Source organism: Nitratireductor sp. L15S-10 (genome assembly GCF_045011005.1).
GTDB lineage: Bacteria > Pseudomonadota > Alphaproteobacteria > Rhizobiales > Rhizobiaceae > Nitratireductor.
The window spans coordinates 584086-607384 of sequence record NZ_CP120674.1; the positions used below are offsets into that span (position 1 = coordinate 584086).

Sequence of the window (23299 nt, forward strand, 5' to 3'; positions counted from 1 at the left end):
TCTTGGAGTTGACGCTTCGGCGAAACCATGGTGAAGGTCCGCCAACATCATTTCCGCTTCTTATCTTGTGAAAATCCGGCCATGGCAACCGAACGTTACAATCCCCGTGTCGCAGAACCCCGCTGGCAGAAGGCCTGGGACGAGGCAAAGCTGTTCGAGGCCAGCAATGATGACGGGCGGCCAAAATACTACGTGCTCGAGATGTTCCCCTATCCGTCCGGGCGCATTCACATCGGCCACACGCGCAATTACACGATGGGTGACGTGGTCGCGCGCTACAAGCGCGCCAGGGGCTACAATGTGCTGCACCCGATGGGATGGGACGCGTTCGGCATGCCGGCCGAAAACGCGGCGATGCAGAACAAGGTGCACCCCAAGGAGTGGACCTATCAGAACATCGCGGTGATGCGGGATCAGCTTAAGACCTTCGGTCTGTCGCTCGACTGGAGTCGTGAGTTCGCCACCTGCGACGTGGACTATTACCACCGGCAGCAGATGCTGTTTGTCGACTTCTTCGAAAAGGGGCTGGTGACGCGCAAGACCTCCAAGGTCAACTGGGACCCGGTGGATCAGACCGTGCTTGCCAATGAGCAGGTGATCGACGGCCGCGGCTGGCGCTCTGGTGCGGAAGTCGAGCAGCGCGAGCTGGCGCAGTGGTTCTTCAAGATCACCGATTACGCGCAGGACCTGGTCGATGCCATCGACGATCTCGACCAGTGGCCTGAAAAGGTGCGCCTGATGCAGCGCAACTGGATCGGCCGGTCGGAAGGCATGTTGATCCGCTGGGCTCTGGCAGAAGAGACGGCGCCCGAGGGCGTGAACGAGCTGGAGGTCTATACGACCCGGCCCGACACGCTGTTTGGCGCTTCCTTCATGGCGATTGCCGCCGACCATCCGCTGGCGAAGACACTGGCCACCGACAATGCCGAGCTTGCGGCATTCTGCGAAGAGTGCCGCCGCATGGGCACCTCGGCTGCGGCGCTGGAGACGGCTGAGAAGAAGGGCTTCGACACGGGCGCGCGCGTGCGCCATCCTTTCGATCCGGAATGGACGCTGCCGGTTTATGTCGCCAATTTCGTGCTGATGGAATATGGCACGGGCGCGATCTTCGGCTGCCCCTCGGGCGATCAGCGCGACCTGGATTTCGCCAACAAATACGGTCTTCCGGTGACGCCGGTGGTGATGCCGGAGGGCGCGGATGCCGCGACCTTCCAGATCACCGAGGAAGCCTTCACCGATGATGGCGTGATGATCAATTCGCGCTTCCTCGACGGCATGAAGCCGAAGGCGGCGTTCGAGGAAGTGGCAAAGCGCCTCTCCGCCGAGACGATCAATGGCCGCCCGGTGGGCGAGCGCAAGGTGAATTTCCGCCTGCGCGACTGGGGCGTTTCCCGCCAGCGCTACTGGGGCTGCCCGATCCCGATGATCCACTGCGACGATTGCGGTGTCGTGCCAGTGCCGAAGGCTGACATGCCGGTCGAGCTGCCCGACGACATCGAGTTCGACCGTCCTGGCAATCCGCTCGACCGTCACCCGACCTGGAAACATGTGAAGTGCCCGAAATGCGGTGCGGATGCGCGGCGCGAGACGGACACGATGGACACGTTTGTCGATTCCTCCTGGTACTTCGCCCGCTTTACCGCACCGTGGGAGAACGACCCGACCAACCCGAAGGCCGCCAATGAGTGGCTGCCGGTCGACCAGTATATCGGCGGCATCGAGCATGCGATCCTGCATCTGCTCTATTCGCGCTTCTTTGCCCGCGCCATGAGCGCGACGGGGCATCTGGATGTGGCCGAGCCCTTCAAGGGCCTGTTCACGCAGGGCATGGTGGTCCACGAGACCTATCGTTCCGCCGATGGCCGCTGGCTGGCTCCGAACGAGGTGGAAATCACAGGCTCGGGCGATGGCCGCAAGGCGGTGGAGATCGCCACGGGTGAGCCTGCATCGATCGGCTCGCTCGAAAAGATGTCGAAATCCAAGAAGAACACGGTGAGTCCGGAGGACATTATCGAGTCCTTCGGCGCGGATACCGCGCGCTGGTTCATGCTGTCCGATTCCCCGCCGGAGCGCGACGTGGAATGGACGGACGATGGCGCGACCGGTGCGCATCGGTTCGTGCAGCGCGTGTGGCGGCTTGTTTCGGAGGCTGCCGAGCATGTCCGCGGTGTGGCGCCGAAGGCAGCTCATGAGGGCTCCGCCGTTGCAACGTCGAAGGCGGCGCACAAGGCCTTGAAGGCCGTGGGCGAGGACATTGAAAAACTGGCGTTCAACCGTGCCATCGCGCGCATTCACCAGCTCGTCAACGATCTGCAGGAGCCGCTGTCCGCGCTGGCGAACGCTGATGATGCGTCGAAAAATGCCGCGCGTGAGGCCGTTGAGATCCTCATTCACCTGCTCGCTCCTTTCATGCCGCATCTGGCCGAGGAATGCTGGGCAACAATCGGCGGTGAAGGACTGGTCGCGGCAAGTGCCTGGCCGGAATTCGATCCGGCGCTTGTCGTGGATAACGAGATTGTCCTGCCGGTGCAGATCAACGGCAAGAAACGTGGTGATTTGACAATTGCGCGCGACGCAGATCAATCTGCCGTCGAAGATGCGGTGCTCCAGCTGGACTTCGTCCAGAAGGCGCTGAACGGCGCGCAGCCGCGCAAGGTGATCGTCGTCCCGCAGCGCATTGTTAACATCGTTGCATGATAGGGTGGGGCGTCGACTGATGCTGTTTGGAAAACAGGGGGAAAGCTTGAACCCGACGTTTCGCGTTTCGATGCTGGCCGGTCTGGCACTTTCACTGGCCGTGGCGTCCGGTTGCACGGTGCGCCCCCTGATGGCGACGCCGGATGCAACGCAAGGCAGCTTTGCATCTTCGCCTGCCCTGTCATCCATCGCTATCGCGCCCGTTGATACGCGTTATGGGCAGGAAGTTCGCAATCATCTGATTTTCCTGCTCAATGGTGGTGCCGGACAACCATCGAACGCACGCTACGCTCTTGAGCTTGCCGTGACGCGATCCAGTTCCGCGGCGGCGCGTGTTCAGGTGCGTACAGACAATGAGCCGACCTCCAGCCTTCTCACCATGACCGCAGGTTACACCCTGACCGAAAGCGGCACCGGCCAGGTGGTTGCCAAGGGACGCCGTCAGATTTCCTCTGCGTATGATGTTCCCCGGCAGGAGTTTGCTGCCCTGCGCGCCGAGCGCGATGCGGAGAATCGCGCTGCGCGCGAGCTTGCCGAGCAGTTGCGTCTTGCGCTGGGGCAGGATCTGGCACGATCTGGCAACGGTTTGTAACCGTGGTTTTTTGAATGCGCGGTTTCGTTGCAAATTGGCATTGCAATATTGCATTCGTGTCATTGCGTCGTCACAGTATTCGGTGAAACAGCCTGTGAGGCGTGATCTCTGAATGTTGCCCAATTTTCGTGGAAGTTCTTCTTCCGGCAAGACGAAGGAGCGGGATGACGGTCATGACCAGAACCGAAATGCTTCAGGGAGCACTTCGTCCATGGCTTTGCATACGACGCTGACCTCGGTCGCTGCGGTTCTCGGCAGTCGCGTTCTCGGTCGTGACGTCTATGCGCCCGAAACGCCTCATGTAGTGGATCAGCTCATTGCCGAGCGGACCACGCATCTCTCGCAAAACGTGCTCTGGCCGCTGGCCCAACCTTTTCTCTACCGCTTCCTGCACTATCGGCAGGCCGTGGTCATGGCCGACGAGGTCGCTGAATTATCGGGCTGGGATGCATTCGCATACATCAGCCGGCTCCTTTCGCTGGAAATCTCCGCGAGCGGGCTGGAGAACATACCAGCTTCGGGAGGTTTTATCCTCGCACCGAATCACCCGACGGGCATTGCGGACGGGATAGCCGTCTACGACATGCTGAAAGCGCCTCGCCCGGATATGGCGTTTTTTGCCAACCGGGATGCCCTGCGTGTCAATCCGCGCTTCCGCGATTTGATCATTCCGGTGGAATGGCGCGCTGGAGAGAAATCCCATGCCAAGAGCCGCGACACGCTGGAAATGACCGCCAAGGCGTTCAACGCCGGCAAGGCCATCGTGCTTTTTCCCTCGGGGCGCATAGCCTATTGGAACAAGGACAAGCTGACCGAGAGGCCCTGGCAGCCTTCCGTGGTCGCACTGGCGCGGCGTTATCAGGTGCCAGTCGTGCCGATGAACATGACGGCGCGCAATTCGGGACTGTTCTATCTGCTCTCGCGCTACTCGAACGAGCTGCGCGACATGACGTTGTTCCATGAGCTTCTGAACAAGAAGGGCCGCGCGATCAGCATGGTGATCGGCAAACCGATCATGCCGGACGCGCTGGGTGAGGGAGAACCGGCGGATGTGGCCGCGCGCCTTCAGGAACACACCGTGCACCGGCTGCGCGAAGACCCGGACGCGACCTTCTAGGATTTGCGGCGAGCGTGCCGATTGGCGTGCGTCGGTAGAAATTCGTTTTCGGAGAAGAAGGGCGCGCATGCTGTTGTTGCTGGCGCCGGCCCCTCATCCTCACCTTCTCCCCGCGGGCGGGGAGAAGGGGCTTCGATGCCGGTGATTTTCCTGCACCGATGTTTTCAGCGTCAGAAGCCTCAGCCGATCTTCTGGCCGGTCTTGGCCCAGTCGGCGAGGAAGGCTTCCAGGCCCTTGTCGGTGAGCGGGTGTTTGACCAACGCCTTCAAAACGGACGGCGGCACGGTTGCCACGTCGGAGCCGATCAGGGCGGCCTGCTTCACATGGTTTACGGTGCGGATCGAGGCAGCGAGGATTTCGGTGCTGAAATCGTAATTGTCGTAGATCGTGCGGATCTCGGCGATCAGGTCCATGCCATCGATGCCCATGTCGTCGAGACGGCCGATGAAGGGCGAGATGAAGGTGGCACCAGCCTTGGCGGCAAGCAGCGCCTGATTGGCCGAGAAGCAGAGCGTGACATTGACGAGGCGGCCCGAAGAGGTGATCGCCTTGCAGGCCTTGAGACCATCCATGGTGAGCGGCACCTTGATGCAGATGTTGTCGGCGATCTTCGAGAGAACCTCTGCCTCTTTCATCATGCCTTCGAAGTCGGTTGCGGTGACTTCGGCGGAGACCGGGCCATCGACGATGTGACAGATTTCCTTCGTCACTTCCATGATGTCGCGGCCCGACTTCATGATCAGCGACGGGTTCGTGGTGACGCCATCGAGCAGACCGGTGTCGCTCAATTCGCGGATTTCATTGACGTCGGCGGTGTCGACGAAGAACTTCATGGCAAACTCCTTAGGCAGTCCGAAGGCGGGGATTGAGAGGATGCATTTCCATCCTCCATATGTTCGGTCTTTGCTCTAATGCAAGAACAGGGCAAGGTCACGCCCGATGACAAAAGATTCGCCAATGAGCTCCGTTGTTCCGGTCATGGTGCCGATGCCGGCCGAGCGGCCCTACTCCTATGCGGTGCCGGATGGCATGCGCGTGGAGCCGGGCTCCATCGTGCGTGTGCCGCTGGGGCCGCGTGAGGTGGCGGGGATTGTCTGGGACGGGCCGGGCGAGGCGGTGGCGGCGAAAAAGCTTCGGGCCATTGCCGGGGTCTTCGACTGTCCGCCGATCCCCGAAGAGATGCGCCGGTTCGTCGACTGGGTCGCCAATTACACGCTCTCGCCGCCCGGCATGGTGGCGCGGATGCTGTTGCGTGCGCCGGCGGCGTTCGATCCTGAACCGCCGACCGAGGGGCTGCGGCTTGTCGACGGGATGGGCCCCGACCGGCTGACGGCAGCCCGAGAACGCGTGCTGGAGATGGCCGCCGACGGCCAGGCATGGACCAAGGCGGGGCTCGCCCATGCGGCGGGCGTTTCCGCCAGCGTGATCGAAGGACTGCGTTCGCAGGGTGTGTTCGAGACGGTCTCAATCCCGCCGCGCCCGGTGGTGGCTCTGCCCGATCCGACATTCGGACGCGCGACGCTGACCGATGGGCAGGCCGAGGCGGCCGAACGCCTGCGGGAAAAAGCCGGCACCGATGCCTTCAGCGTGACGCTGATCGACGGCGTGACGGGTTCGGGCAAGACGGAGGTCTATTTCGAGGCGGTGGCTGCGGCGCTGGAGCGGGGCAAGCAGGTTTTGATCCTGATTCCCGAAATTGCGCTGACACAGGCGTTTCTGGAACGCTTTCACGACCGGTTTGGTGCGAAGCCCGCCGAATGGCACTCCGACCTTGCGCCGAAGAAACGCGAGCGTGTTTGGCGACAGGTGGCGGAGGGGCAATTGCGGGTGGTGGCGGGAGCGCGCTCGGCGCTGTTCCTGCCCTTTCGCGAGCTTGGGCTGATCGTGATCGATGAGGAACACGACCCGGCCTACAAGCAGGAAGACCGTGTCTTCTACAATGCGCGCGACATGGGCGTGGTGCGTGCGCACATTGGCGGCTTTCCGGTGGTGCTTGCGTCGGCAACGCCATCGCTGGAAAGCCGGGTCAACGCCAATCAGGGCCGCTATGAGCGGATCGTGCTGTCCTCGCGCTTTGCCGATGCGGCTCTGCCGGAACTCGCCACCATCGACATGCGTAAGGCGGCGCCAGAGCGTGGCGGGTTTCTCTCGCCGGTTCTGATCGAGGAGATGAAGAAGACGCTGGCGCGGGGCGAGCAGACGCTTTTGTTTCTCAACCGTCGTGGCTATGCGCCGCTGACCTTGTGCCGGGTGTGCGGGCATCGGTTTCAATGTCCCGACTGTTCGAGCTGGCTGGTGGAACATCGCTTTCGGCGGCAGCTTGTGTGCCATCATTGCGGCTACAACGAGCCGCGCCCGGAAGCCTGCCCGGAATGCGGCACGCTCGATCATCTGGTGGCCTGTGGGCCGGGGGTGGAGCGAATCACCGAGGAGGTAGACCAGCTTTTTCCCGATGCGCGCACCATCATGCTCTCGTCCGACATGATGGGGGGCGTGAAGCGGCTGCGGCTGGAACTGGAGGCCATCGCCAAAGGGGAAGCCGACATCATCATTGGCACCCAGCTTGTGGCCAAGGGGCACAATTTTCCCGGCATGACGCTGGTGGGTGTGATCGACGCGGATCTGGGGCTGGCCAATGGCGATCCGCGCGCGGCGGAGCGCACCTTTCAGCTTCTGGCGCAGGTGACGGGCCGCGCCGGCCGCACGGGGCGCAAGAGCCTCGGCCTGCTGCAGACCTATCAGCCTGAGCATCCCGTGATGCGGGCGATCGTGACGGGCGATGCGGAGGCATTCTACGAGCGCGAGATGGCCGAGCGGGAACGGGCGGGGCTTCCGCCGTTTGGCAGGCTTGCCGGGATCATCGTGAGCGCGGCCACGCGGCAGGAGGCCGAAAGCCATGCCCGGGGGCTGCGACAAGCAGCACCCCGCGCCGATGAAGTGGATGTGCTCGGCCCTGCCGAAGCGCCGTTGGCGCTGGTGGCCGGGCGACACCGGTTCAGGCTGCTGGTTCACGGTACGCGCCGCTCGGACATTCAGGGCTTCCTGCGCGACATGATCAAGGCAGGGCCAAGGCCGCGCGGCTCGGTGCGGGTTCAGGTGGACATCGATCCGCAGAGTTTTCTGTGAAGTGTGGCTGGTGCACTATGCCGTCTGGGGGTTGAAACAGGATAAGAGAGCCGAAGCTTGAAATAGGCCCTTTCGGGCCGCAAACCGCAAACGGGGGTTTCAGATGCAGTTCTCCTTTCCATGGCCGGTAACCCAGGGCGAATGGCTGGCATGGTCGGCGGCGGCGGTGACGATCTTCATCGGGCTGTTCGTCATGTTCATGCCCAGACTGGCATTGAAACTTTTCCGGCTGCAGCCGGCTGCCGAGCGCACAGAAATGCTGGTGGTGCCGCGCGCCATCATTGGCGGGTTTTATATCGGCTTCGGACTGGCGGCGATGATGCTGGCGCAGCCCTTCATCTATCTGGCGCTGGGGGCAGCTTGGGCGGTATCGGTTTTCGGCTGTGTGATCTCGATGCTCTCGGATGGAGCGAAGGCGCTTTATAGCTGGCTGTTTTTGCTCCTGTCGCTCGTTCTGGCGGTGTTGCCGCTGGCCTTCGTGATGGGATTCGTCGCCTGACGGGTCAAAAATGCGTCGAAACTGCGACAAAGCAGCCGGTTTGCCGGCGGCTATGCGTGTTGCGACTCTCGGAAGCCTGTGCTAGACGGCAATCGGCTTTCAGCAGAAGGACATGCTTCATGTCTTTTTGCGAGGGGAAAAATTCAATCAGGTCAGAGATTTAGCCCGAGCTTGGCGCTCCAGCAGAAAATCTTTTGGCCTTCTAGGCGTGAGAGATGACCATCCCGTGGCACAATCTGGCTCCATGATTTCCGGAATGGCAGGGCGCTACGCTGGTTCGCTTTTCGAACTGGCGAAGGAAGCCAAGGCGATTTCCACAGTCGAGGCCGATCTCGACCGTTTCGAGACACTGCTCGAGGGCAGCGATGATCTGCAGCGCCTGGTCAACAGTCCGGTGTTCTCTGCCGACGACCAGTTGAAGGCTGTCGGCGCCGTTCTTGACAAAGCCAAGATCACCGGGCTGGTCGGCAATTTCCTGCGCGTCGTTGCGAAGAACAGGCGTCTGTTCGCCGTTCCGCAGATCATTCGCGCGTTCCGCCAGATTGCGGCTGAAGATCGCGGCGAGACGACGGCGGATGTGACTGTAGCGCATGCGCTCAATGCGACGCAGGAGAAGGAACTGAAAGCCGCACTGAAAGCAGTGGCCGGCAAGGACGTTTCAATCAACGTAACCGTTGATCCCTCCATTCTCGGCGGGCTGGTGGTCAAGATGGGCTCGCGCCAGATCGACACATCGCTCAAAACCAAACTCAATTCGCTCAAGCTTGCACTGAAAGAGGTCGGCTGATGGACATCCGTGCGGCGGAAATTTCCGCAATTCTGAAGGATCAGATTAAGAACTTCGGCAAGGAAGCCGAAGTTTCAGAAGTTGGCCAGGTGCTCTCCGTGGGCGACGGCATTGCCCGCGTCTATGGTCTGGACAATGTCCAGGCCGGTGAGATGGTGGAGTTCCCCGGCGGCATCCGTGGCATGGCGCTCAACCTGGAAGTCGACAATGTCGGCGTCGTTATCTTCGGTAGCGACCGCGACATTAAAGAAGGCGATACGGTGAAGCGCACCGGTGCCATCGTGGACGTTCCGGTCGGTCCGGAGCTGCTTGGCCGCGTTGTTGACGCGCTTGGCAACCCGATCGACGGCAAGGGCCCGATCAAGGCGAAGAAGCGCGCCCGCGTTGACGTGAAGGCGCCGGGCATCATTCCCCGCAAGTCGGTTCACGAGCCGATGTCGACCGGTCTGAAGTCCGTTGACGCCCTGATCCCGATCGGCCGCGGCCAGCGCGAGCTGATCATTGGCGACCGCCAGACCGGCAAGACCGCCATCGTTCTCGATACCTTCCTCAACCAGAAGCCGCTCAACGACGGTGACGACGAGAGCCAGAAGCTCTACTGCGTCTACGTCGCCGTTGGCCAGAAGCGCTCCACGGTTGCACAGCTGGTGAAGGTTCTGGAAGAGCGCGGCGCTCTCGAATACTCGATCATCGTCGCCGCAACCGCTTCCGACGCCGCTCCGATGCAGTTCCTGGCTCCGTTTGCCGGCTGCGCCATGGGCGAATATTTCCGCGACAACGGCAAGCATGCCGTGATCGCCTATGACGATCTGTCCAAGCAGGCCGTCGCCTACCGTCAGATGTCGCTCCTGCTGCGTCGCCCGCCGGGCCGCGAAGCCTACCCCGGTGACGTCTTCTACCTGCACTCCCGCCTGCTCGAGCGCGCGGCGAAGATGAACGACGAGCAGGGCGCCGGTTCGCTCACCGCTCTGCCGGTCATCGAGACGCAGGCTAACGACGTGTCGGCCTACATTCCGACCAACGTGATCTCGATCACCGACGGTCAGATCTTCCTCGAGACCAATCTGTTCTTCCAGGGTATCCGCCCGGCCGTGAACGTCGGTCTGTCGGTGTCGCGCGTTGGCTCCGCAGCCCAGATCAAGGCGATGAAGCAGGTTGCCGGCTCCATTAAGGGTGAGCTCGCCCAGTACCGTGAAATGGCTGCGTTCGCGCAGTTCGGTTCTGACCTCGACGCCTCGACCCAGCGCCTGCTCAACCGCGGTGCACGCCTGACCGAACTCCTGAAGCAGCCGCAGTTCTCGCCGCTGAAGACGGAAGAGCAGGTTGCCGTGATCTTCGCCGGTGTGAATGGCTACCTCGACAAGCTGCCGCTTGCCGATGTCACCCGTTTCGAGCAGGGCCTGCTTTCGCATATGCGTGCGGATGGCAAGGACGTGCTGGAAGCGATCCGCAAGGAAAAGGCGCTTTCCGACGATCTGCGTGAGAAGCTCAAGGCACAGATCGACGCTTTCGCCAAGAACTTCGCCTGAGGCTGAGCGAGCATGGCTTCCCTTAAGGAACTTCGCAACCGGATCGCCTCGGTCAAGGCGACGCAGAAAATCACCAAGGCGATGCAGATGGTCGCCGCGGCGAAACTGAAGCGCGCCCAGGAGGCGGCCGAGGCTGCGCGGCCCTATGCCGAACGCATGGGAACCGTGCTCGCCAACATCGCCGGCGCCGTTTCGGGCACCGACGCGCCGCCGCTGATGGCCGGCACGGGCAAGGACGATACGCACCTGCTGGTCGTCGCCACGGCGGAACGCGGTCTTTGCGGCGGCTTCAACAGCCAGATCGCAAAGAAGGCACGCGAGCATATCCGTACGCTTCTGCGTGACGGCAAGACCGTGAAGGTGCTCTGCGTTGGCAAGAAGGGTTACGACATTCTGCGTCGCGACCATGGCGACCTGATCATCGATCGCGTGGACCTGCGCGAGGTGAAGAAGATCGGCTTCGAGAACGCGCATGAGATCGCCCGTCAGGTGATCGGCCTGTTTGAGAAGGGCGAGTTCGACATCTGCACGCTGTTCTACTCCGAGTTCCAGTCGGTGATGTCGCAGGTGCCGACCGCGCTGCAGATCATTCCTGCCGCGGTTCCAGCAGATGGGGCCGGTGAAGGATCGGATGCGGTTTACGAATACGAGCCGGATGCACCTTCCATTCTTGCCGATCTGATCCCGCGCAACATTTCGGTGCAGATCTTCCGGGCGCTTCTCGAGAACGCAGCCGGTGAGATGGGCGCCAAGATGACCGCCATGGACAGCGCGACGCGCAACGCAGGCGAGATGATCGACAAGCTGTCGATCACCTACAACCGTCAGCGCCAGGCGCAGATCACCAAGGAACTGATCGAAATCATTTCGGGCGCGGAAGCGCTCTAACGGACCGAAGAGGTTAAACGAACATGGCCAAAGCAGCGACCCCGAAGACGGCGTCCGCGACTGCCGCAAAAAAAGCGGCTCCGGCGCGCAAGGCGGCTTCCACCCGCAGCACCGCAAAGAAGGCATCCGGCGCAGTCGGCACGATCCGTCAGGTTATTGGCGCCGTTGTTGACGTGCAGTTCGAGGATCATCTGCCGGCGATCCTGAACGCGCTGGAGACGGAAAACCAGGGCAACCGCCTCGTGCTCGAGGTGGCGCAGCATCTGGGCGAAAACACCGTTCGCTGCATCGCCATGGACTCCACCGAGGGCCTCGTTCGCGGCATGGAAGTGCGTGACGCAGGCAATCCGATTGCCGTGCCGGTTGGCGAGGCCACGCTCGGCCGCATCATGAATGTGGTTGGCGAGGCAATCGACGAAGCCGGCCCGGTCAAGGGCGACGGCACCCGCGCTATCCACCAGCCCGCTCCCGACTATGTGGACCAGTCCACCGAAGCCGAAATTCTGGTCACGGGCATCAAGGTTGTGGACCTGCTCGCTCCTTACGCCAAGGGCGGCAAGATCGGCCTGTTCGGTGGCGCCGGCGTTGGCAAGACGGTTCTCATTCAGGAACTGATCAACAACGTCGCCAAGGCGCATGGCGGTTACTCCGTGTTCGCCGGCGTGGGTGAGCGTACCCGTGAGGGCAACGATCTCTACCACGAGATGATCGAATCCGGCGTGAACAAGGACCCGGCCAAGAATAACGGTTCGACCGAAGGCTCCAAATGCGCCCTCGTGTTCGGCCAGATGAACGAGCCGCCCGGTGCGCGTGCCCGTGTTGCTCTGACCGGTCTGACGGTTGCCGAGCACTTCCGCGACCAGGGCCAGGACGTTCTGTTCTTCGTCGACAACATCTTCCGCTTCACGCAGGCTGGTTCCGAGGTGTCTGCGCTTCTCGGCCGCATTCCTTCGGCCGTGGGTTATCAGCCGACGCTGGCGACCGACATGGGCGCCCTGCAGGAACGCATCACGACCACCACCAAGGGCTCGATCACCTCGGTGCAGGCCATTTACGTGCCCGCCGACGACCTGACCGACCCGGCACCGGCAACCTCGTTCGCCCACCTGGACGCAACGACCGTGTTGAACCGTGCCATTTCGGAAAAGGGTATCTACCCGGCCGTGGATCCGCTCGACTCCACCTCGCGCATGCTTGACCCGATGATCGTCGGTGAAGAGCACTACCAGGTGGCACGTCAGGTGCAGGAGATCCTCCAGCGCTACAAGTCGCTGCAGGACATCATCGCCATTCTCGGCATGGACGAGCTTTCCGAAGAGGACAAGCTCACGGTTGCCCGCGCGCGCAAGATCGAGCGCTTCCTGTCGCAGCCCTTCCACGTGGCCGAGGTCTTCACCGGCGCGCCGGGTCTGTTCGTGGATCTCGAAGACACGATCCGCTCGTTCAAGGGCCTCTGCAACGGTGAGTACGATCACCTGCCGGAGGCGGCATTCTACATGGTCGGTACCATCGAGGACGCCGTCGAGAAAGCCCAGAAGCTGGCAGCGGAAGCAGCCTGATCCGAAGCGAATAGCGAATAGGGAGTAGCGAATAGGGAGAGCGGAAGCGATCGGGCGAAGTACATTCGCTATTCGCTATTCACTATTCGCTAGAGAAAGATGGCAGAAGCCTTCAAATTCGATCTGGTCTCGCCCGAGCGGCTCCTGGTTTCCCAGGACGTCGAATCGGTTGTCATTCCCGGCACCGAGGGCGAACTGACCGTTATGGCGACCCATGCGCCGACCATGACCAGCATCAAGCCGGGCGTGGTCACTGTTTCCGCCGATGGCAAGACGGAACGCTATGTCGTGTTTGGCGGTTTCGCCGATATTCTTCCTGACAGCTGTACCGTGCTGGCTGAATCGGCTGTGCATGTCGACGACATCAATCGCGAGGATCTCGCGCGCCGCATCCAGGACGCCCGCGAAGATATCGAGGATGCCAGGGACCACGAGACGCGTATGCGCGCCGAGGAATTCCTCCATCAGCTGACAACGCTGGAAGGAGCTATCCTTCCAGCCTGATCAGCCGATAGCTCAAAAAAAGCCGGGCTCAGCGCCCGGCTTTTTTGTTTGAGCAATTCGGGTTCAGGGGAGGTGAAGGGACGGCTTCTGGCCAGAAGCTTCAGGGCGCGAGATGACGGAAGGCGTCGACCACGCTGTCATAGACTTTGCGTTTGAAAGGCACGATCAGCTTTGGCAGTTCTGCCATGGGCTTCCATTCCCACATGTCGAACTCCGCCGCGTGGCCACCAGGCGGCGGGTTGATGGCAATCTCGGACTCCTGCCCCTCGAAGCGGAAGGCGAACCATTTCTGCTTCTGGCCGCGATACTTGCCCTTGAGCGCCACGCCGATTAGGTGTTCGGGTAGATCATAGGTGATCCAGTCGGGCGTTTCGGCAAGAAAGGAAACGGACTTCATGCCTGTTTCCTCGTATAGTTCACGATAGGCCGCCTCGCGCGCATCTTCGCCCTTGTCCACACCGCCCTGAGGCATTTGCCAAAGCTGTGTCGCGCCGGAGAGCTCGTCCGTGTCGGGCTGCACGATGCGCCGCCCGGCCCAGGCCAAGCCGCGATCATTCAGAACCATGATGCCCACGCAAGGGCGATAGGGCAGATCGTTCGCAATCATGTTGTTCCTGGCCATTGCTAGACTGTCCAATCTTATCGGGGCTCGGGGTCGGCGGCGAGCGCCGAGATGGGGACGAGTTCTATCCCGCGCGCGGTTACCTCAGCGGCCCACTCGGCGACTGTGTCGATGGTTTCATCGAAAGCCGATCCGGTTCCAATCGCAAAGCCGCGCGCGCGGGAAATGCGTTCCAACTCATCGAGTTTTTTCAGAATTTCACCACGGTCGGGTCGGCGGTTATTTCCTGTGGGATCAATCAGTACATCCGATGCGGCAAACGGTACTCCTTCCTGAAGCGCCAGATCTTCGGCGACGCTGCGCGCGGATGTGCCGTCGTCGATATACATCAGTCCGCGTTTGCCAAGCTCGGCCATGATCTCATCCATCGGCTCCGGTTCCGCGGTGAAGCGGCCACCCATGTAGTTCATTATGCCGGTGTAATTCGTGATTCTTGAAAGAGCCCAGCGAAGGCGGGCAAGGTTCTCCGATGGCGATGCGTCGACGGTCAGCGTGTTGCGCCCGGGATTCGGCGAGGGATAACCGAAGGGTTCCATCGGCACCTGCAGGACGATCTCGTGCCCTGCCTTGCGCGCTGTCTGCATCCAGCGGCTCAGGCTGTTGCCGGCCGGGGCGAATCCGAGGGTGATCTCGGGACGGAGCGCCTCAATCGCCTCCTGGGTCGTTGTCTGTGAAAGTCCCAGGCCACCGATAATGATGGCGATTCTGGCTCCGCGCGCGCCCGACCACGCCCGGGCATAAACATCGAAGGGGCGGCGGCCTCCCGCATCGCGCACGGGCAGGGGCCCCGTTTCCGATTCTTCGATAAGTGCGCGGTCGGGAAGATGGGCAAGTCTTGGATGCTGTCCCATGGCCGAGGGGTCGCGGATGACAATGACTCCGTTTCCGGGCTCCCCATTCTCGGCGGGATCTCTGGGGCCGAGCCGGGTAATTGACGCATTGGGAGCGCCCTGTTGCGGAACATCCGCTACCGGTTCAGGCGTGGTTGTTTCGGCGACGGTCTGTTCCACCGGCTCCGTAATGGCGATTGCTGCCGGTGAACGAAAAGGACGGTCGCGCAGCGCCACGGCAGTAGAAACACCAAAAATGGCGATTGCGGCAAGGCTCAGCGCTATGCGTTCGGTGGTGAAAATGCCACTGCGTTTTGGCTTTTTCGGCCGGTCATCGCGGCCGAGCGGCCGGTCTATGTCTCTGTTCCCCGAAATCATACCCACCCGTGACGATGGCCGAGGGCCAAAAATCCAGACCGGTCATCTCCCTGATGGAAGGATTGCCGCTCCCGTATTCAGATTTCCGACAAACCGTGTTGCCGGGGCGCCATCGCCGATTCGCTGAAACCGGCGATGGTCGATCGATACTTACTGATTCATGACGGCTTTGTCAGGATTTGGCGGAAAGGCGGGGTCAGTTTTTTCGCCACGGAGCAGTTCAAGCGCTGCGTTAAGCTGGACGTCGTCCTTGGCATCCGGCGGTACATAGGCGATCGAGCCGGAGCCCTCCTCGCTTTCTTCCTCACCCTTGATGTGCCCACGCAGATCCGACTCGCCCCGGCGCAGATCGCGACCCTGTAACTCTTCGGGTAGCGGCTGGTCGACCTTGATGTCGGGCGTGATGCCTTTGCCCTGGATCGATTCTCCTGATGGCGTGTAGTAGAGCGCGGTGGTGAGGCGCAGGGCGCCGTTCTCGCCGAGCGGAATAATGGTCTGCACCGAACCCTTGCCGAAGGATTGGGTGCCGAGCACCGTCGCGCGGCGATGATCCTGTAGCGCGCCTGCGACAATCTCGGAGGCGCTCGCAGAACCGCCGTTGATCAACACAATCACCGGCTTGCCATTGAGCACATCGCCGGGCCGCGAATCGAAACGGGCGATATCGTTGGCGTCACGACCGCGTGTCGAAACGATCTCGCCACGGTCGAGGAAAGCATCGGAGACGCTCACCGCCTGATCGAGCAGACCACCCGGATTGAGACGCAGATCGAGTACATAGCCCTTCAATTTGTCGTCAGGCACCTCTTTGCTGATCGTATCAATGGCGCTCATCAGGTCATCGAAGGTCTTTTCGGTGAAGGACGTGATCTTCAGATAGCCGACATCCTCCTCCACGCGGAACTTGACGGCTTTCACCTTGATGATATCGCGCACAATGGTCAGCTCGATCGGTTTGTCTGCACCTTCGCGCAGGATGGTGAGTTCGATCGGTGTGTTGACCGGGCCTCGCATCTTGTCCACCGCGTCATTGAGCGACATGCCGCGCACCTCCTCGCCGTCGATGGCGGAGATCAGGTCGCCGGCCAGGACGCCAGCGCGCGAGGCGGGTGTGTCGTCGATGGGGGAGACAACCTTCACGAGCTCATTGTCCATGGTCACTTCGATGCCCAGGCCACCGAACTCGCCCTTTGTCTGGACCCGCATGTCCTTGGCAGCTTCCGCATCGAGATAGGAAGAGTGTGGATCGAGCGAGGTGAGCATGCCGTTAATGGCGCTCTCCACCAGCTTCTTGTCGTCCGGCGGGGTCACATACTGGGCGCGCACGCGCTCGAAGATGTCGCCGAAGATCGCAAGCTGCCGGTAGGTTTCCGAACCAGCGGCGTTTGCCGAGAAACCGCTCGTACCGTGAAAAAGCGAAACCGCGGATGCGCCCATGAGGGCGCCGGCAAACAATAGCGACAAGTTACGTTTCATTTCCTGTCCTTCCAGAGTGTCCCGGAGCCCACCAGGGTTTAGGATCGATCGGTTTTCCGTTCTTCCTGAACTCGACATACAGCTCGGGGGTAAGGTCTTCAGTCCCCGGGCCTGCGATGCTTGCCAGACGAGCTTCCCCCATCATGCCGATTGGTTCGCCCGCCAAAACGGATTGCCCCAGCGTCACGCTTACCTTATCCAAGCCGGCAAGCACGATATGATAACCGTCGCCGGCATTGAGTATCAATAGCTGACCATAGGAACGAAACGGTCCTGCGTACAGTACCGTCGCCCCCGCGGGTGCCGTAACGATTGCGCCGGATTGTGTTCTTAGAATGTCGCCCTGCAGCGGCGCGCCAGTGTCGTCGTCTTCACCGAACCTGGCCACGAACTGACCGGCAACGGGCAAGGCCACCCCGCCTGTCCGCCTGGCGAAGGAGGCGCCGGCACCAAGACGGTTCTCGGGCGAAGTCGGCTCATTGAGCCGCCTTGCGCGCTCGGCTTCAGCCTTGCGGAGCGAGGCGATTTCGTTCTCCAGCGACCCGATCAGCTCCTGAAGGCTGGTGGCGCGTGCGGCCAGCGCCTCTGCCTGCTGCTGCTCTGTTGCCATGCGGTTTTCGGCCTCCTGCTGGAGACGCTTCTTCTCGTCCAGCAGCAGGGCCAGCCGCTTCTTTTCTTCGGCCTGTTCGGTCACGGTTTTTTGAAGTTTGTCGCGCTCGCCCTCAATCGACGTCACGATCCGGGAAAGATCGCGCAGATCGCCGATCAGGATTTCCGTTTCCGCGCGCAGCTCCGGCACCACCGCGCCGAGAAGAATGGCACTGCGGACTGAAGCCAAGGCGTCTTCGGGGCGCACGAGAATGGCCGGCGGCGGGTTGAGGCCCATGCGTTGAAGCGCGCCGAGCACCTCGGCCAGAACGCCGCGGCGTGACTGGAGCGATTCGCGGAGGTAGCTCTCTTCGTGACGAAGCTTACTCAGCCGCAGCGAAATCGTATCGATATCCTCGCTCAGCTTGCGTTCCGTTTTTGCTGCCTGGATGAGAGCCGCCGTGATTGCGGCATTGTCGTTCCTGATGGCATCGATCTCGGCCGCGATCTCGGCGAGCCGCTTTTCCGTCAGTGCAATCTCGCGGTTGATGTCCTGAAATTCGACCTGGCTCTTGTTGTGCTGGGTCTCGAGAACCTGAATGCCATCCTGCGCGGGAGCGGGGGCAGTCAGAATGCAGAAGATCGCCACAGCAGCAGCGGCCGTCCTGAGACGGGTGAGATATGGGCGCGGCGCGAGCGCATTCTTCATCCCTGGTCTGCCGTTTTACGCGAAGTGGAGGTCGTTCAAAGACAGAATAGGCCAAGTTTCCTTAAGGAAACATCAACCATGTGGTAACCGGATGCAATTTTTGGTTGTATTTTGCCGGGCGTCAATGCGCGTTTGTGAAAACAGCGCCACAAGTCGGTCAGTCACGGTGATAGGGATGGCCAGAAAGGATGGTCGACGTGCGGTAAAGTTGTTCAGCCAGCATCAGGCGAACGATCTGGTGCGGCCATGTCTGTGCGCCGAAGGCTATGGTGCGGTCGGCTGCCTCACGCAGTTCACTGTCGTGCCCGTCCGGCCCCCCGATGACTATCGTGAGACTGCGGCGGCCCTGATCGCGCAAATCCGCGATCGTTTCGCTCAACTGCCTTGATGTGAGATTCTTCCCACGCTCGTCGAGCAGAAAGAGTGCTGACCCCTCGGGGCGCATTTGTGCGATCTTGCGGCTTTCTTCGCGACGCCGTTCGTCAGCGGACCTGGCGCGGCTCTCGACAATCTCACTGACACCGGAGAATTCCAGGCCCACAGCAGGGCCGCTTTTGGCGAACCGCTCCAGATAACGGTCCGTCAAATCCCTCTCGGGGCCGGTCTTCATCCGGCCCACGGCACAAATGGCAATATACATTCCAGCCTCTCTGCCCGGTGGGCGGAGGTGGCTCATAGTCGCCGTCGTCGCAGACGACGGTCAGTGAACCGTTTCATCCTCCAGATCGGGGGCCTGCCACATCTTCTCGATGTTGTAAAACTCCCGAACTTCAGGGCGGAAGACGTGAACGACGATGTCGCCCGTATCGATCAACACCCAGTCGGCGCCGCTCAGACCTTCGACCTTGGCGTTGCCAAGACCAGCCTCTTTGAGCGCGCGGATCAGATGATCCGCCACTGCCGCCACATGGCGATGCGAACGCCCCGACGCGATGATCATGTGATCGGCGAGCGGGGATTTGCCCTGGATATCGATAGAGATGATGTTTTCCGCCTTGGAGTCTTCCAGACTCGTGAGGGCTGTTTCAACGGCCTGGGAAACCAGATTGCGACTGGCCTCGGCCGGCGAAGGCATCATGTCAGCCTTCTTCGTCATTGCTGTTCTCAGTGTCTTTCCTTTCCAATAAGAACAAGCTCACCATCGGCCACAATGCCGACGATACCCAATAGATAGGCAGAGTCTGTTAACAGTTTCAAGACATGGCCGTTCACATGTTTGAACGGAGTTTAGCGATCACCGGGCCTCTTTCGCCGCATTTCTGATGGCGGTCGAGGATAGCGAGGAGCGTGGGCCGTGGATGAATGTCCAGGCTGGCGGCCTGCTGCGCGCCAGGATTGGCGCGTCGTCTTCGTCGAGCCGGGCATGGTCGAAAGTCTTCGCCATGGTGGACGATAGGAAGGCGAGCGTCGCCCCGGGACGGTCGATCACCGCAATGGGCATGGAGCGCACGATGTCGCGCCAGCGTTCCCAGCGGTGAAAGTCGCGCAGGCTGTCGGCGCCCATGATCCAGACAAAATCGACACCGCGATTGCGCGTTTGAACAAGATCTATCGTGTCCGCCGTATAGCGGATGCGGTGGCCGGCCTCAAAGGCAGTCACCTTCACGCGTGGATCGCTTGTGCATTTCTCCGAAAGCGCCACCCGTTCGGAAAGCGGCGCGAGCTCGCGATGGCTTTTCAGTGGGTTTCCCGGCGTGACGATCCACCAGAGCTGATCGAGCCTCAGCCTTCGCATGGCGATTTCTGCGACCAGCGCATGACCGGCATGGGGAGGATTGAACGATCCGCCGAAGAGCCCCACCGCCATGCCCGGCTCCACATGCGGCATGCGCAGATAGCGCGCCGGGAGGGACGTGGGCGAAGCAGGAGAAGGCATCAAACGATCCGGGCTCACGGTCGTGTCTGGCCGGAGCCGCGAACGCGATATTTGAACGAGGTGAGCTGTTCAACACCGACCGGACCGCGCGCGTGCATCTTACCGGTGGCAATGCCGATCTCTGCACCCATCCCGAATTCGCCGCCGTCGGCAAACTGGGTGGAGGCATTGTGGAGGAGAATGGCCGAATCGATCTCGTTGAAGAAGCGCTCGACGACTGCCGCATCCTCCGCGACGATTGCCTCGGTGTGGTGCGAGGACCATGTGCCGATATGGCGGATCGCCTCATTAACGCCGTCGACCAGCTTCACCGAGATGATCGCGTCGAGATATTCCGTAGCCCAGTCTTCCTCGGTCGCGAGTGTTGCCGATGCGAAGCGGGCGCAGACCTCTTCATCGCCGCGAATGGCGCAGCCGGCTTCTTTCAGGGCAGAGAGAACCGGAAGCAGAAGCCGGTCGGCTGCTTCCCGATCCACGAGCAGGGTTTCGGCGGCGCCACAGATGCCGGTGCGCCGCATCTTGGCATTGACGGCGATGGAGACCGCCATGTCGGTGTCGGCCGAGCGGTCGAGATAGAGATGGCAGATGCCTTCCAGGTGCGAGAAAACCGGGACGCGCGCGTCGCTCTGCACGCGTTCGACGAGACTGCGCCCGCCGCGCGGCACGATCACGTCGACATTGCCGCCAAGGCCTTTCAGCATCTCGCCAACGGCGGCGCGGTCGGTGACCGGCACACGCTGGATGGCGTCGGCGGGCAAGCCTGCTTTCTCAAGTCCTTCGACAAGGCAGGCATGGATGGCGGCGGACGAACGGGTGGAATCGGACCCGCCCCGCAGGATCACCGCATTGCCGGCCTTGAGGCACAGCGCGCCGGCATCGGCGGTCACGTTGGGGCGGCTTTCATAAATCACGCCGATGACGCCGAGCGGCGTGCGCACGCGCTCGATCTGAAGACCGTTGGGGCGATCCCATGCGGCGATCACATCGCCGACCGGGTCTTTCAGCGCGGCGATGGCGCGGATGCCTTCGGCCATGCCGGCGATGCGTGCCGAATCGAGCTTCAGCCGGTCGAGGAGGGCAGGCGACAGGCCGGCCTCTTCACCGTGCGCCATGTCTTCGCGATTGGCTTCAAGGATCGCCGCTTCATTGCGCGTGAGCGCATCGGCCATGGCTTCCAGCGCGGCGTTCTTGATCTGCGGTGTGGCGATGGACAACGGGCCTGCGGCAGCGCGGGCGCGCGCACCGAGATCGTTCATCAGCGCGGCAATGTCCGCACTGCCCTGCCTGTTTTCCATCAGCATTCAACCCTCCGCCTTTTCCTTCAGCTGGTGCCGCGCATGGGGCGCCGTCACCAGATCGTCGCGGTGCACCATGGCAGCGCGCGCTTCATATCCGAGCACTTCGGCAATCTCGCCGCTTTTCAGACCGGCGATTCTTACGGCATCGGCGGCGTCGTAGGCAACCAGCCCGCGCGCCACCTCGCGCCCGTCGGGCCCGTGAATGGCCACCGTGTCGCCGCGTGCGAAACTGCCGGAAACCTGGGTGACGCCGATGGGCAGGAGCGAGTTTCCGGCGGCAAGTGCCAGAACCGCGCCGGCATCGACCGTGATCGTGCCTGCCGGATCCAACTGGCCGGCAATCCATGTCTTGTAGGCGCGGACGGGCGTTTCGCTTGCCCTGAAGAGAGTGGAGCGGGCGCCATTGTCGATTGCCGCAAGCGGGTTTAGGCGCGTGCCCGAGGCGATCACCATGGCTGTGCCTGCCGCTGTCGCGATACGACCTGCATCGAGTTTTGTGCGCATGCCGCCGCGCGACAATTCCGACGCTGCAGCGCCGGCCATGGCCTCGATCTCCGGGGTGATGGCGTCCACCACCGGGATAAAGCGCGCATCGGGGTCGCTTGCCGGCGGGGCCGTGTAGAGACCGTCCACATCCGAAAGCAGAACCAGAAGATCAGCCCCCAGCATGGTGGCGATGCGGGCGGCGAGGCGATCATTGTCGCCATAGCGGATTTCGCTGGTGGCGACCGTGTCATTCTCATTGATGACGGGGACGACACCCATCTTGAGAAGCGTGGAGACGGTGGCGCGTACATTGAGATAGCGGCGGCGCTCTTCCGTATCACCGAGCGTGACGAGGATCTGTCCGGATTTGAGCCCGCGCTTGCGCAGCTCCTCGTCCCACGCGCCGGCGAGCGCGATCTGACCGACGGAGGCGGCGGCCTGGCTTTCCTCAAGTTTGAGCGTGCGCCGTTCAATTCCTAGGATCGTGCGGCCAAGCGCGATGGCGCCGGACGAGACCACCAGAACCTCAACGCCATCGGCATTGAGTGCCGCAATGTCATCGACCAGCGCGGAAAGCCATTCGCGCTTCAAACCCTTCTTGCGGTCCACCAGAAGGGCGGAGCCGATCTTGACGGTGATGCGGCGGTGACTGCTGAGCGCGGGGCGGGACATGCGGGGCTGCCTATTTCTGCCAGCGGTCGTCAGCCGCATCTGCGTCTTCTTCTTCGGTGCGCGCATCCTGAATGATCTTCATCAGCGCACGCAGCACGTCCTGCACACCTTCGCCGGTGGCGGAAGAGAGGAGGAGCGGTTTCTTTCCGCAGGCCTCCGCAAGAGCCGCCTGTTTTTCGGCCCGCGCTTCGTCGTCGAGAAGGTCCACCTGGCTGAGTGCGACGATCTCTGCCTTGTCGGTGAGGCCGTGGCCATAGGCGGCAAGCTCACCGCGAATGGTGGCGTAGACGGCGGCGGGGTCTTCCTCGCGCGCTGAGACGAGGTGGAGCAGAACGCGCGTGCGTTCCACATGGCCAAGAAAACGGTCGCCAATGCCAACGCCCGCATGGGCGCCCTCGATGAGGCCCGGGATATCGGCCATAACGAATTCGCGCGCGTCGATGCGCACCACACCCAGATTGGGGTGCAGCGTGGTGAAAGGATAGTCGGCAATCTTCGGCCTGGCCGCCGTGACCGTGGCCAGAAAGGTGGATTTGCCCGCATTGGGCAGGCCTACCAGACCGGCATCGGCAATGAGCTTCAGGCGCAGCCAGATCCATGCCTCTTCGCCCGGCAGGCCGGGATTGGCACGGCGCGGCGCCTGATTGGTGGAGGATTTGAAATGCTGGTTGCCGAAACCGCCATTGCCGCCGCTGGCCAGCTTAAAGCGCTGGCCAATTTCGGTCAGGTCGCAAATGAGCGTCTCGTTGTCTTCTTCGTAGATCTGCGTGCCTACCGGCACTTTGAGGATCGCGTCCTCGCCCTTGGCGCCGGTGCGGTTCCGGCCCATGCCGTGCACGCCGGTCTTGGCCTTGAAGTGCTGCTGGTAGCGGTAATCGATCAGTGTATTCAAACCCTGGACCGCCTCGATCCAGACATCGCCGCCGCGGCCGCCATCGCCGCCGTCAGGTCCACCAAACTCGATATATTTCTCGCGCCGGAACGAAACGGCGCCTGCGCCGCCATCGCCGGAGCGGATATAGACCTTGGCCTGATCGAGGAACTTCATGAGTTTGACCGTCTTTCC

21 protein-coding genes are annotated in these 23299 nt (G+C 61.8%); 10 read left to right on the plus strand and 11 right to left on the minus strand.

Going from position 1 to position 23299, the window contains the following annotated elements; all coding sequences use genetic code 11:
* Positions 1-81 precede the first annotated feature (81 nt).
* The 3 genes from leuS to P2W41_RS02880 all read left to right on the plus strand — a co-directional run bounded on the left by leuS (position 82) and on the right by P2W41_RS02880 (position 4406).
* Entirely contained in the window at positions 82-2697 is a 2616-nt protein-coding gene (gene leuS / locus P2W41_RS02870; RefSeq protein ID WP_404934910.1) for a leucine--tRNA ligase, read from the plus strand.
* Positions 2698-2743: 46 nt separating this feature from the next.
* Entirely contained in the window at positions 2744-3289 is a 546-nt protein-coding gene (gene lptE, locus P2W41_RS02875) for an LPS assembly lipoprotein LptE (RefSeq protein WP_229449664.1), read from the plus strand.
* A 211-nt stretch (positions 3290-3500) separates the two neighbouring features.
* Positions 3501-4406 carry a 1-acyl-sn-glycerol-3-phosphate acyltransferase gene (locus tag P2W41_RS02880; protein ID WP_229449665.1) on the plus strand — a complete coding sequence of 302 codons (906 nt, stop codon included), beginning with the start codon at positions 3501-3503 and terminating at the stop codon, positions 4404-4406.
* 179 nt (positions 4407-4585) lie between these two features.
* Here P2W41_RS02880 and fsa read toward each other — a convergent pair whose 3' ends face one another.
* Complete coding sequence (gene fsa, locus P2W41_RS02885; RefSeq protein WP_404934251.1) at positions 4586-5239, minus strand: fructose-6-phosphate aldolase; 654 nt, start codon at positions 5237-5239, stop codon at positions 4586-4588.
* Between the two features lie 106 nt (positions 5240-5345).
* On the opposite strand from fsa, the gene P2W41_RS02890 reads away from it, so the two are divergent.
* The 7 genes from P2W41_RS02890 to P2W41_RS02920 all read left to right on the plus strand — a co-directional run bounded on the left by P2W41_RS02890 (position 5346) and on the right by P2W41_RS02920 (position 13298).
* Positions 5346-7532, plus strand: coding sequence for a primosomal protein N' (locus P2W41_RS02890; RefSeq protein ID WP_404934252.1), 2187 nt, complete (start codon positions 5346-5348; stop codon positions 7530-7532).
* Between the two features lie 103 nt (positions 7533-7635).
* A complete protein-coding gene (locus tag P2W41_RS02895; RefSeq protein WP_404934253.1) occupies positions 7636-8031 on the plus strand; it encodes a DUF4345 domain-containing protein in 396 nt (131 codons plus the stop codon).
* Between the two features lie 244 nt (positions 8032-8275).
* On the plus strand, positions 8276-8818 hold the full coding sequence (locus tag P2W41_RS02900) for a F0F1 ATP synthase subunit delta (RefSeq protein ID WP_404934911.1): 543 nt from the start codon (positions 8276-8278) through the stop codon (positions 8816-8818).
* Complete coding sequence (gene atpA / locus P2W41_RS02905; RefSeq protein ID WP_007009216.1) at positions 8818-10347, plus strand: F0F1 ATP synthase subunit alpha; 1530 nt, start codon at positions 8818-8820, stop codon at positions 10345-10347. The genes P2W41_RS02900 and atpA overlap by 1 nt, the downstream gene beginning before the upstream one ends.
* 12 nt (positions 10348-10359) lie before the next feature.
* Complete coding sequence (locus tag P2W41_RS02910) at positions 10360-11235, plus strand: F0F1 ATP synthase subunit gamma (protein ID WP_292898005.1); 876 nt, start codon at positions 10360-10362, stop codon at positions 11233-11235.
* Positions 11236-11258: 23 nt separating this feature from the next.
* Positions 11259-12794 (plus strand): F0F1 ATP synthase subunit beta, encoded by a 1536-nt coding sequence (gene atpD / locus P2W41_RS02915; RefSeq protein ID WP_292898003.1) that lies wholly within the window; start codon positions 11259-11261, stop codon positions 12792-12794.
* Between the two features lie 99 nt (positions 12795-12893).
* Positions 12894-13298, plus strand: a complete 405-nt coding sequence (locus P2W41_RS02920; RefSeq protein ID WP_292898002.1) for a F0F1 ATP synthase subunit epsilon — start codon at positions 12894-12896, stop codon at positions 13296-13298.
* A gap of 100 nt (positions 13299-13398) precedes the next feature.
* On the opposite strand, the gene P2W41_RS02925 is transcribed toward P2W41_RS02920, so the two are convergent.
* The 10 genes from P2W41_RS02925 to obgE all read right to left on the minus strand — a co-directional run bounded on the left by P2W41_RS02925 (position 13399) and on the right by obgE (position 23281).
* Positions 13399-13920, minus strand: a complete 522-nt coding sequence (locus P2W41_RS02925; RefSeq protein WP_404934254.1) for an RNA pyrophosphohydrolase — start codon at positions 13918-13920, stop codon at positions 13399-13401.
* A 17-nt stretch (positions 13921-13937) separates the two neighbouring features.
* Complete coding sequence (locus P2W41_RS02930; protein ID WP_404934255.1) at positions 13938-15128, minus strand: divergent polysaccharide deacetylase family protein; 1191 nt, start codon at positions 15126-15128, stop codon at positions 13938-13940.
* A gap of 150 nt (positions 15129-15278) precedes the next feature.
* Positions 15279-16604: a S41 family peptidase gene (locus P2W41_RS02935; RefSeq protein WP_292897999.1), complete on the minus strand. Its 1326-nt coding sequence runs from the start codon at positions 16602-16604 to the stop codon at positions 15279-15281.
* Complete coding sequence (locus P2W41_RS02940; RefSeq protein ID WP_404934256.1) at positions 16594-17901, minus strand: murein hydrolase activator EnvC family protein; 1308 nt, start codon at positions 17899-17901, stop codon at positions 16594-16596. Before P2W41_RS02940 ends, P2W41_RS02935 begins: the two co-directional genes overlap by 11 nt.
* Positions 17902-18058: 157 nt before the next feature.
* A complete protein-coding gene (gene rlmH, locus P2W41_RS02945; protein WP_292897996.1) occupies positions 18059-18541 on the minus strand; it encodes a 23S rRNA (pseudouridine(1915)-N(3))-methyltransferase RlmH in 483 nt (160 codons plus the stop codon).
* Between the two features lie 60 nt (positions 18542-18601).
* The gene (gene rsfS, locus P2W41_RS02950; RefSeq protein ID WP_025030539.1) at positions 18602-18976 is read right to left on the minus strand and encodes a ribosome silencing factor; all 375 of its coding nucleotides are present in this window, start codon (positions 18974-18976) and stop codon (positions 18602-18604) included.
* Positions 18977-19135: 159 nt separating this feature from the next.
* Positions 19136-19777, minus strand: coding sequence for a nicotinate-nucleotide adenylyltransferase (locus P2W41_RS02955; protein WP_292897995.1), 642 nt, complete (start codon positions 19775-19777; stop codon positions 19136-19138).
* Between the two features lie 14 nt (positions 19778-19791).
* Positions 19792-21078, minus strand: a complete 1287-nt coding sequence (locus P2W41_RS02960; protein ID WP_404934257.1) for a glutamate-5-semialdehyde dehydrogenase — start codon at positions 21076-21078, stop codon at positions 19792-19794.
* Entirely contained in the window at positions 21079-22233 is a 1155-nt protein-coding gene (gene proB, locus P2W41_RS02965; RefSeq protein WP_404934258.1) for a glutamate 5-kinase, read from the minus strand.
* Between the two features lie 10 nt (positions 22234-22243).
* On the minus strand, positions 22244-23281 hold the full coding sequence (obgE, locus tag P2W41_RS02970) for a GTPase ObgE (RefSeq protein WP_404934259.1): 1038 nt from the start codon (positions 23279-23281) through the stop codon (positions 22244-22246).
* Positions 23282-23299: the final 18 nt, after the last annotated feature.

What these genes read in the sequence shown, in the direction of transcription:
- leuS (WP_404934910.1), top strand. Translation starts at nt 82, where the DNA reads ATGGCAACCGAACGTTACAATCCCCGTGTCGCAGAACCCCGCTGGCAG.
- P2W41_RS02880 (WP_229449665.1), top strand. Translation starts at nt 3,501, where the DNA reads ATGGCTTTGCATACGACGCTGACCTCGGTCGCTGCGGTTCTCGGCAGT.
- fsa (WP_404934251.1), bottom strand. Translation starts at nt 5,239, where the DNA reads ATGAAGTTCTTCGTCGACACCGCCGACGTCAATGAAATCCGCGAATTG.
- P2W41_RS02890 (WP_404934252.1), top strand. Translation starts at nt 5,346, where the DNA reads ATGACAAAAGATTCGCCAATGAGCTCCGTTGTTCCGGTCATGGTGCCG.
- P2W41_RS02895 (WP_404934253.1), top strand. Translation starts at nt 7,636, where the DNA reads ATGCAGTTCTCCTTTCCATGGCCGGTAACCCAGGGCGAATGGCTGGCA.
- P2W41_RS02900 (WP_404934911.1), top strand. Translation starts at nt 8,276, where the DNA reads ATGATTTCCGGAATGGCAGGGCGCTACGCTGGTTCGCTTTTCGAACTG.
- atpA (WP_007009216.1), top strand. Translation starts at nt 8,818, where the DNA reads ATGGACATCCGTGCGGCGGAAATTTCCGCAATTCTGAAGGATCAGATT.
- P2W41_RS02910 (WP_292898005.1), top strand. Translation starts at nt 10,360, where the DNA reads ATGGCTTCCCTTAAGGAACTTCGCAACCGGATCGCCTCGGTCAAGGCG.
- atpD (WP_292898003.1), top strand. Translation starts at nt 11,259, where the DNA reads ATGGCCAAAGCAGCGACCCCGAAGACGGCGTCCGCGACTGCCGCAAAA.
- P2W41_RS02920 (WP_292898002.1), top strand. Translation starts at nt 12,894, where the DNA reads ATGGCAGAAGCCTTCAAATTCGATCTGGTCTCGCCCGAGCGGCTCCTG.
- P2W41_RS02925 (WP_404934254.1), bottom strand. Translation starts at nt 13,920, where the DNA reads ATGGCCAGGAACAACATGATTGCGAACGATCTGCCCTATCGCCCTTGC.
- P2W41_RS02930 (WP_404934255.1), bottom strand. Translation starts at nt 15,128, where the DNA reads ATGATTTCGGGGAACAGAGACATAGACCGGCCGCTCGGCCGCGATGAC.
- P2W41_RS02935 (WP_292897999.1), bottom strand. Translation starts at nt 16,604, where the DNA reads ATGAAACGTAACTTGTCGCTATTGTTTGCCGGCGCCCTCATGGGCGCA.
- P2W41_RS02940 (WP_404934256.1), bottom strand. Translation starts at nt 17,901, where the DNA reads ATGAAGAATGCGCTCGCGCCGCGCCCATATCTCACCCGTCTCAGGACG.
- rlmH (WP_292897996.1), bottom strand. Translation starts at nt 18,541, where the DNA reads ATGTATATTGCCATTTGTGCCGTGGGCCGGATGAAGACCGGCCCCGAG.
- rsfS (WP_025030539.1), bottom strand. Translation starts at nt 18,976, where the DNA reads ATGCCTTCGCCGGCCGAGGCCAGTCGCAATCTGGTTTCCCAGGCCGTT.
- P2W41_RS02955 (WP_292897995.1), bottom strand. Translation starts at nt 19,777, where the DNA reads ATGCCTTCTCCTGCTTCGCCCACGTCCCTCCCGGCGCGCTATCTGCGC.
- P2W41_RS02960 (WP_404934257.1), bottom strand. Translation starts at nt 21,078, where the DNA reads ATGCTGATGGAAAACAGGCAGGGCAGTGCGGACATTGCCGCGCTGATG.
- proB (WP_404934258.1), bottom strand. Translation starts at nt 22,233, where the DNA reads ATGTCCCGCCCCGCGCTCAGCAGTCACCGCCGCATCACCGTCAAGATC.
- obgE (WP_404934259.1), bottom strand. Translation starts at nt 23,281, where the DNA reads ATGAAGTTCCTCGATCAGGCCAAGGTCTATATCCGCTCCGGCGATGGC.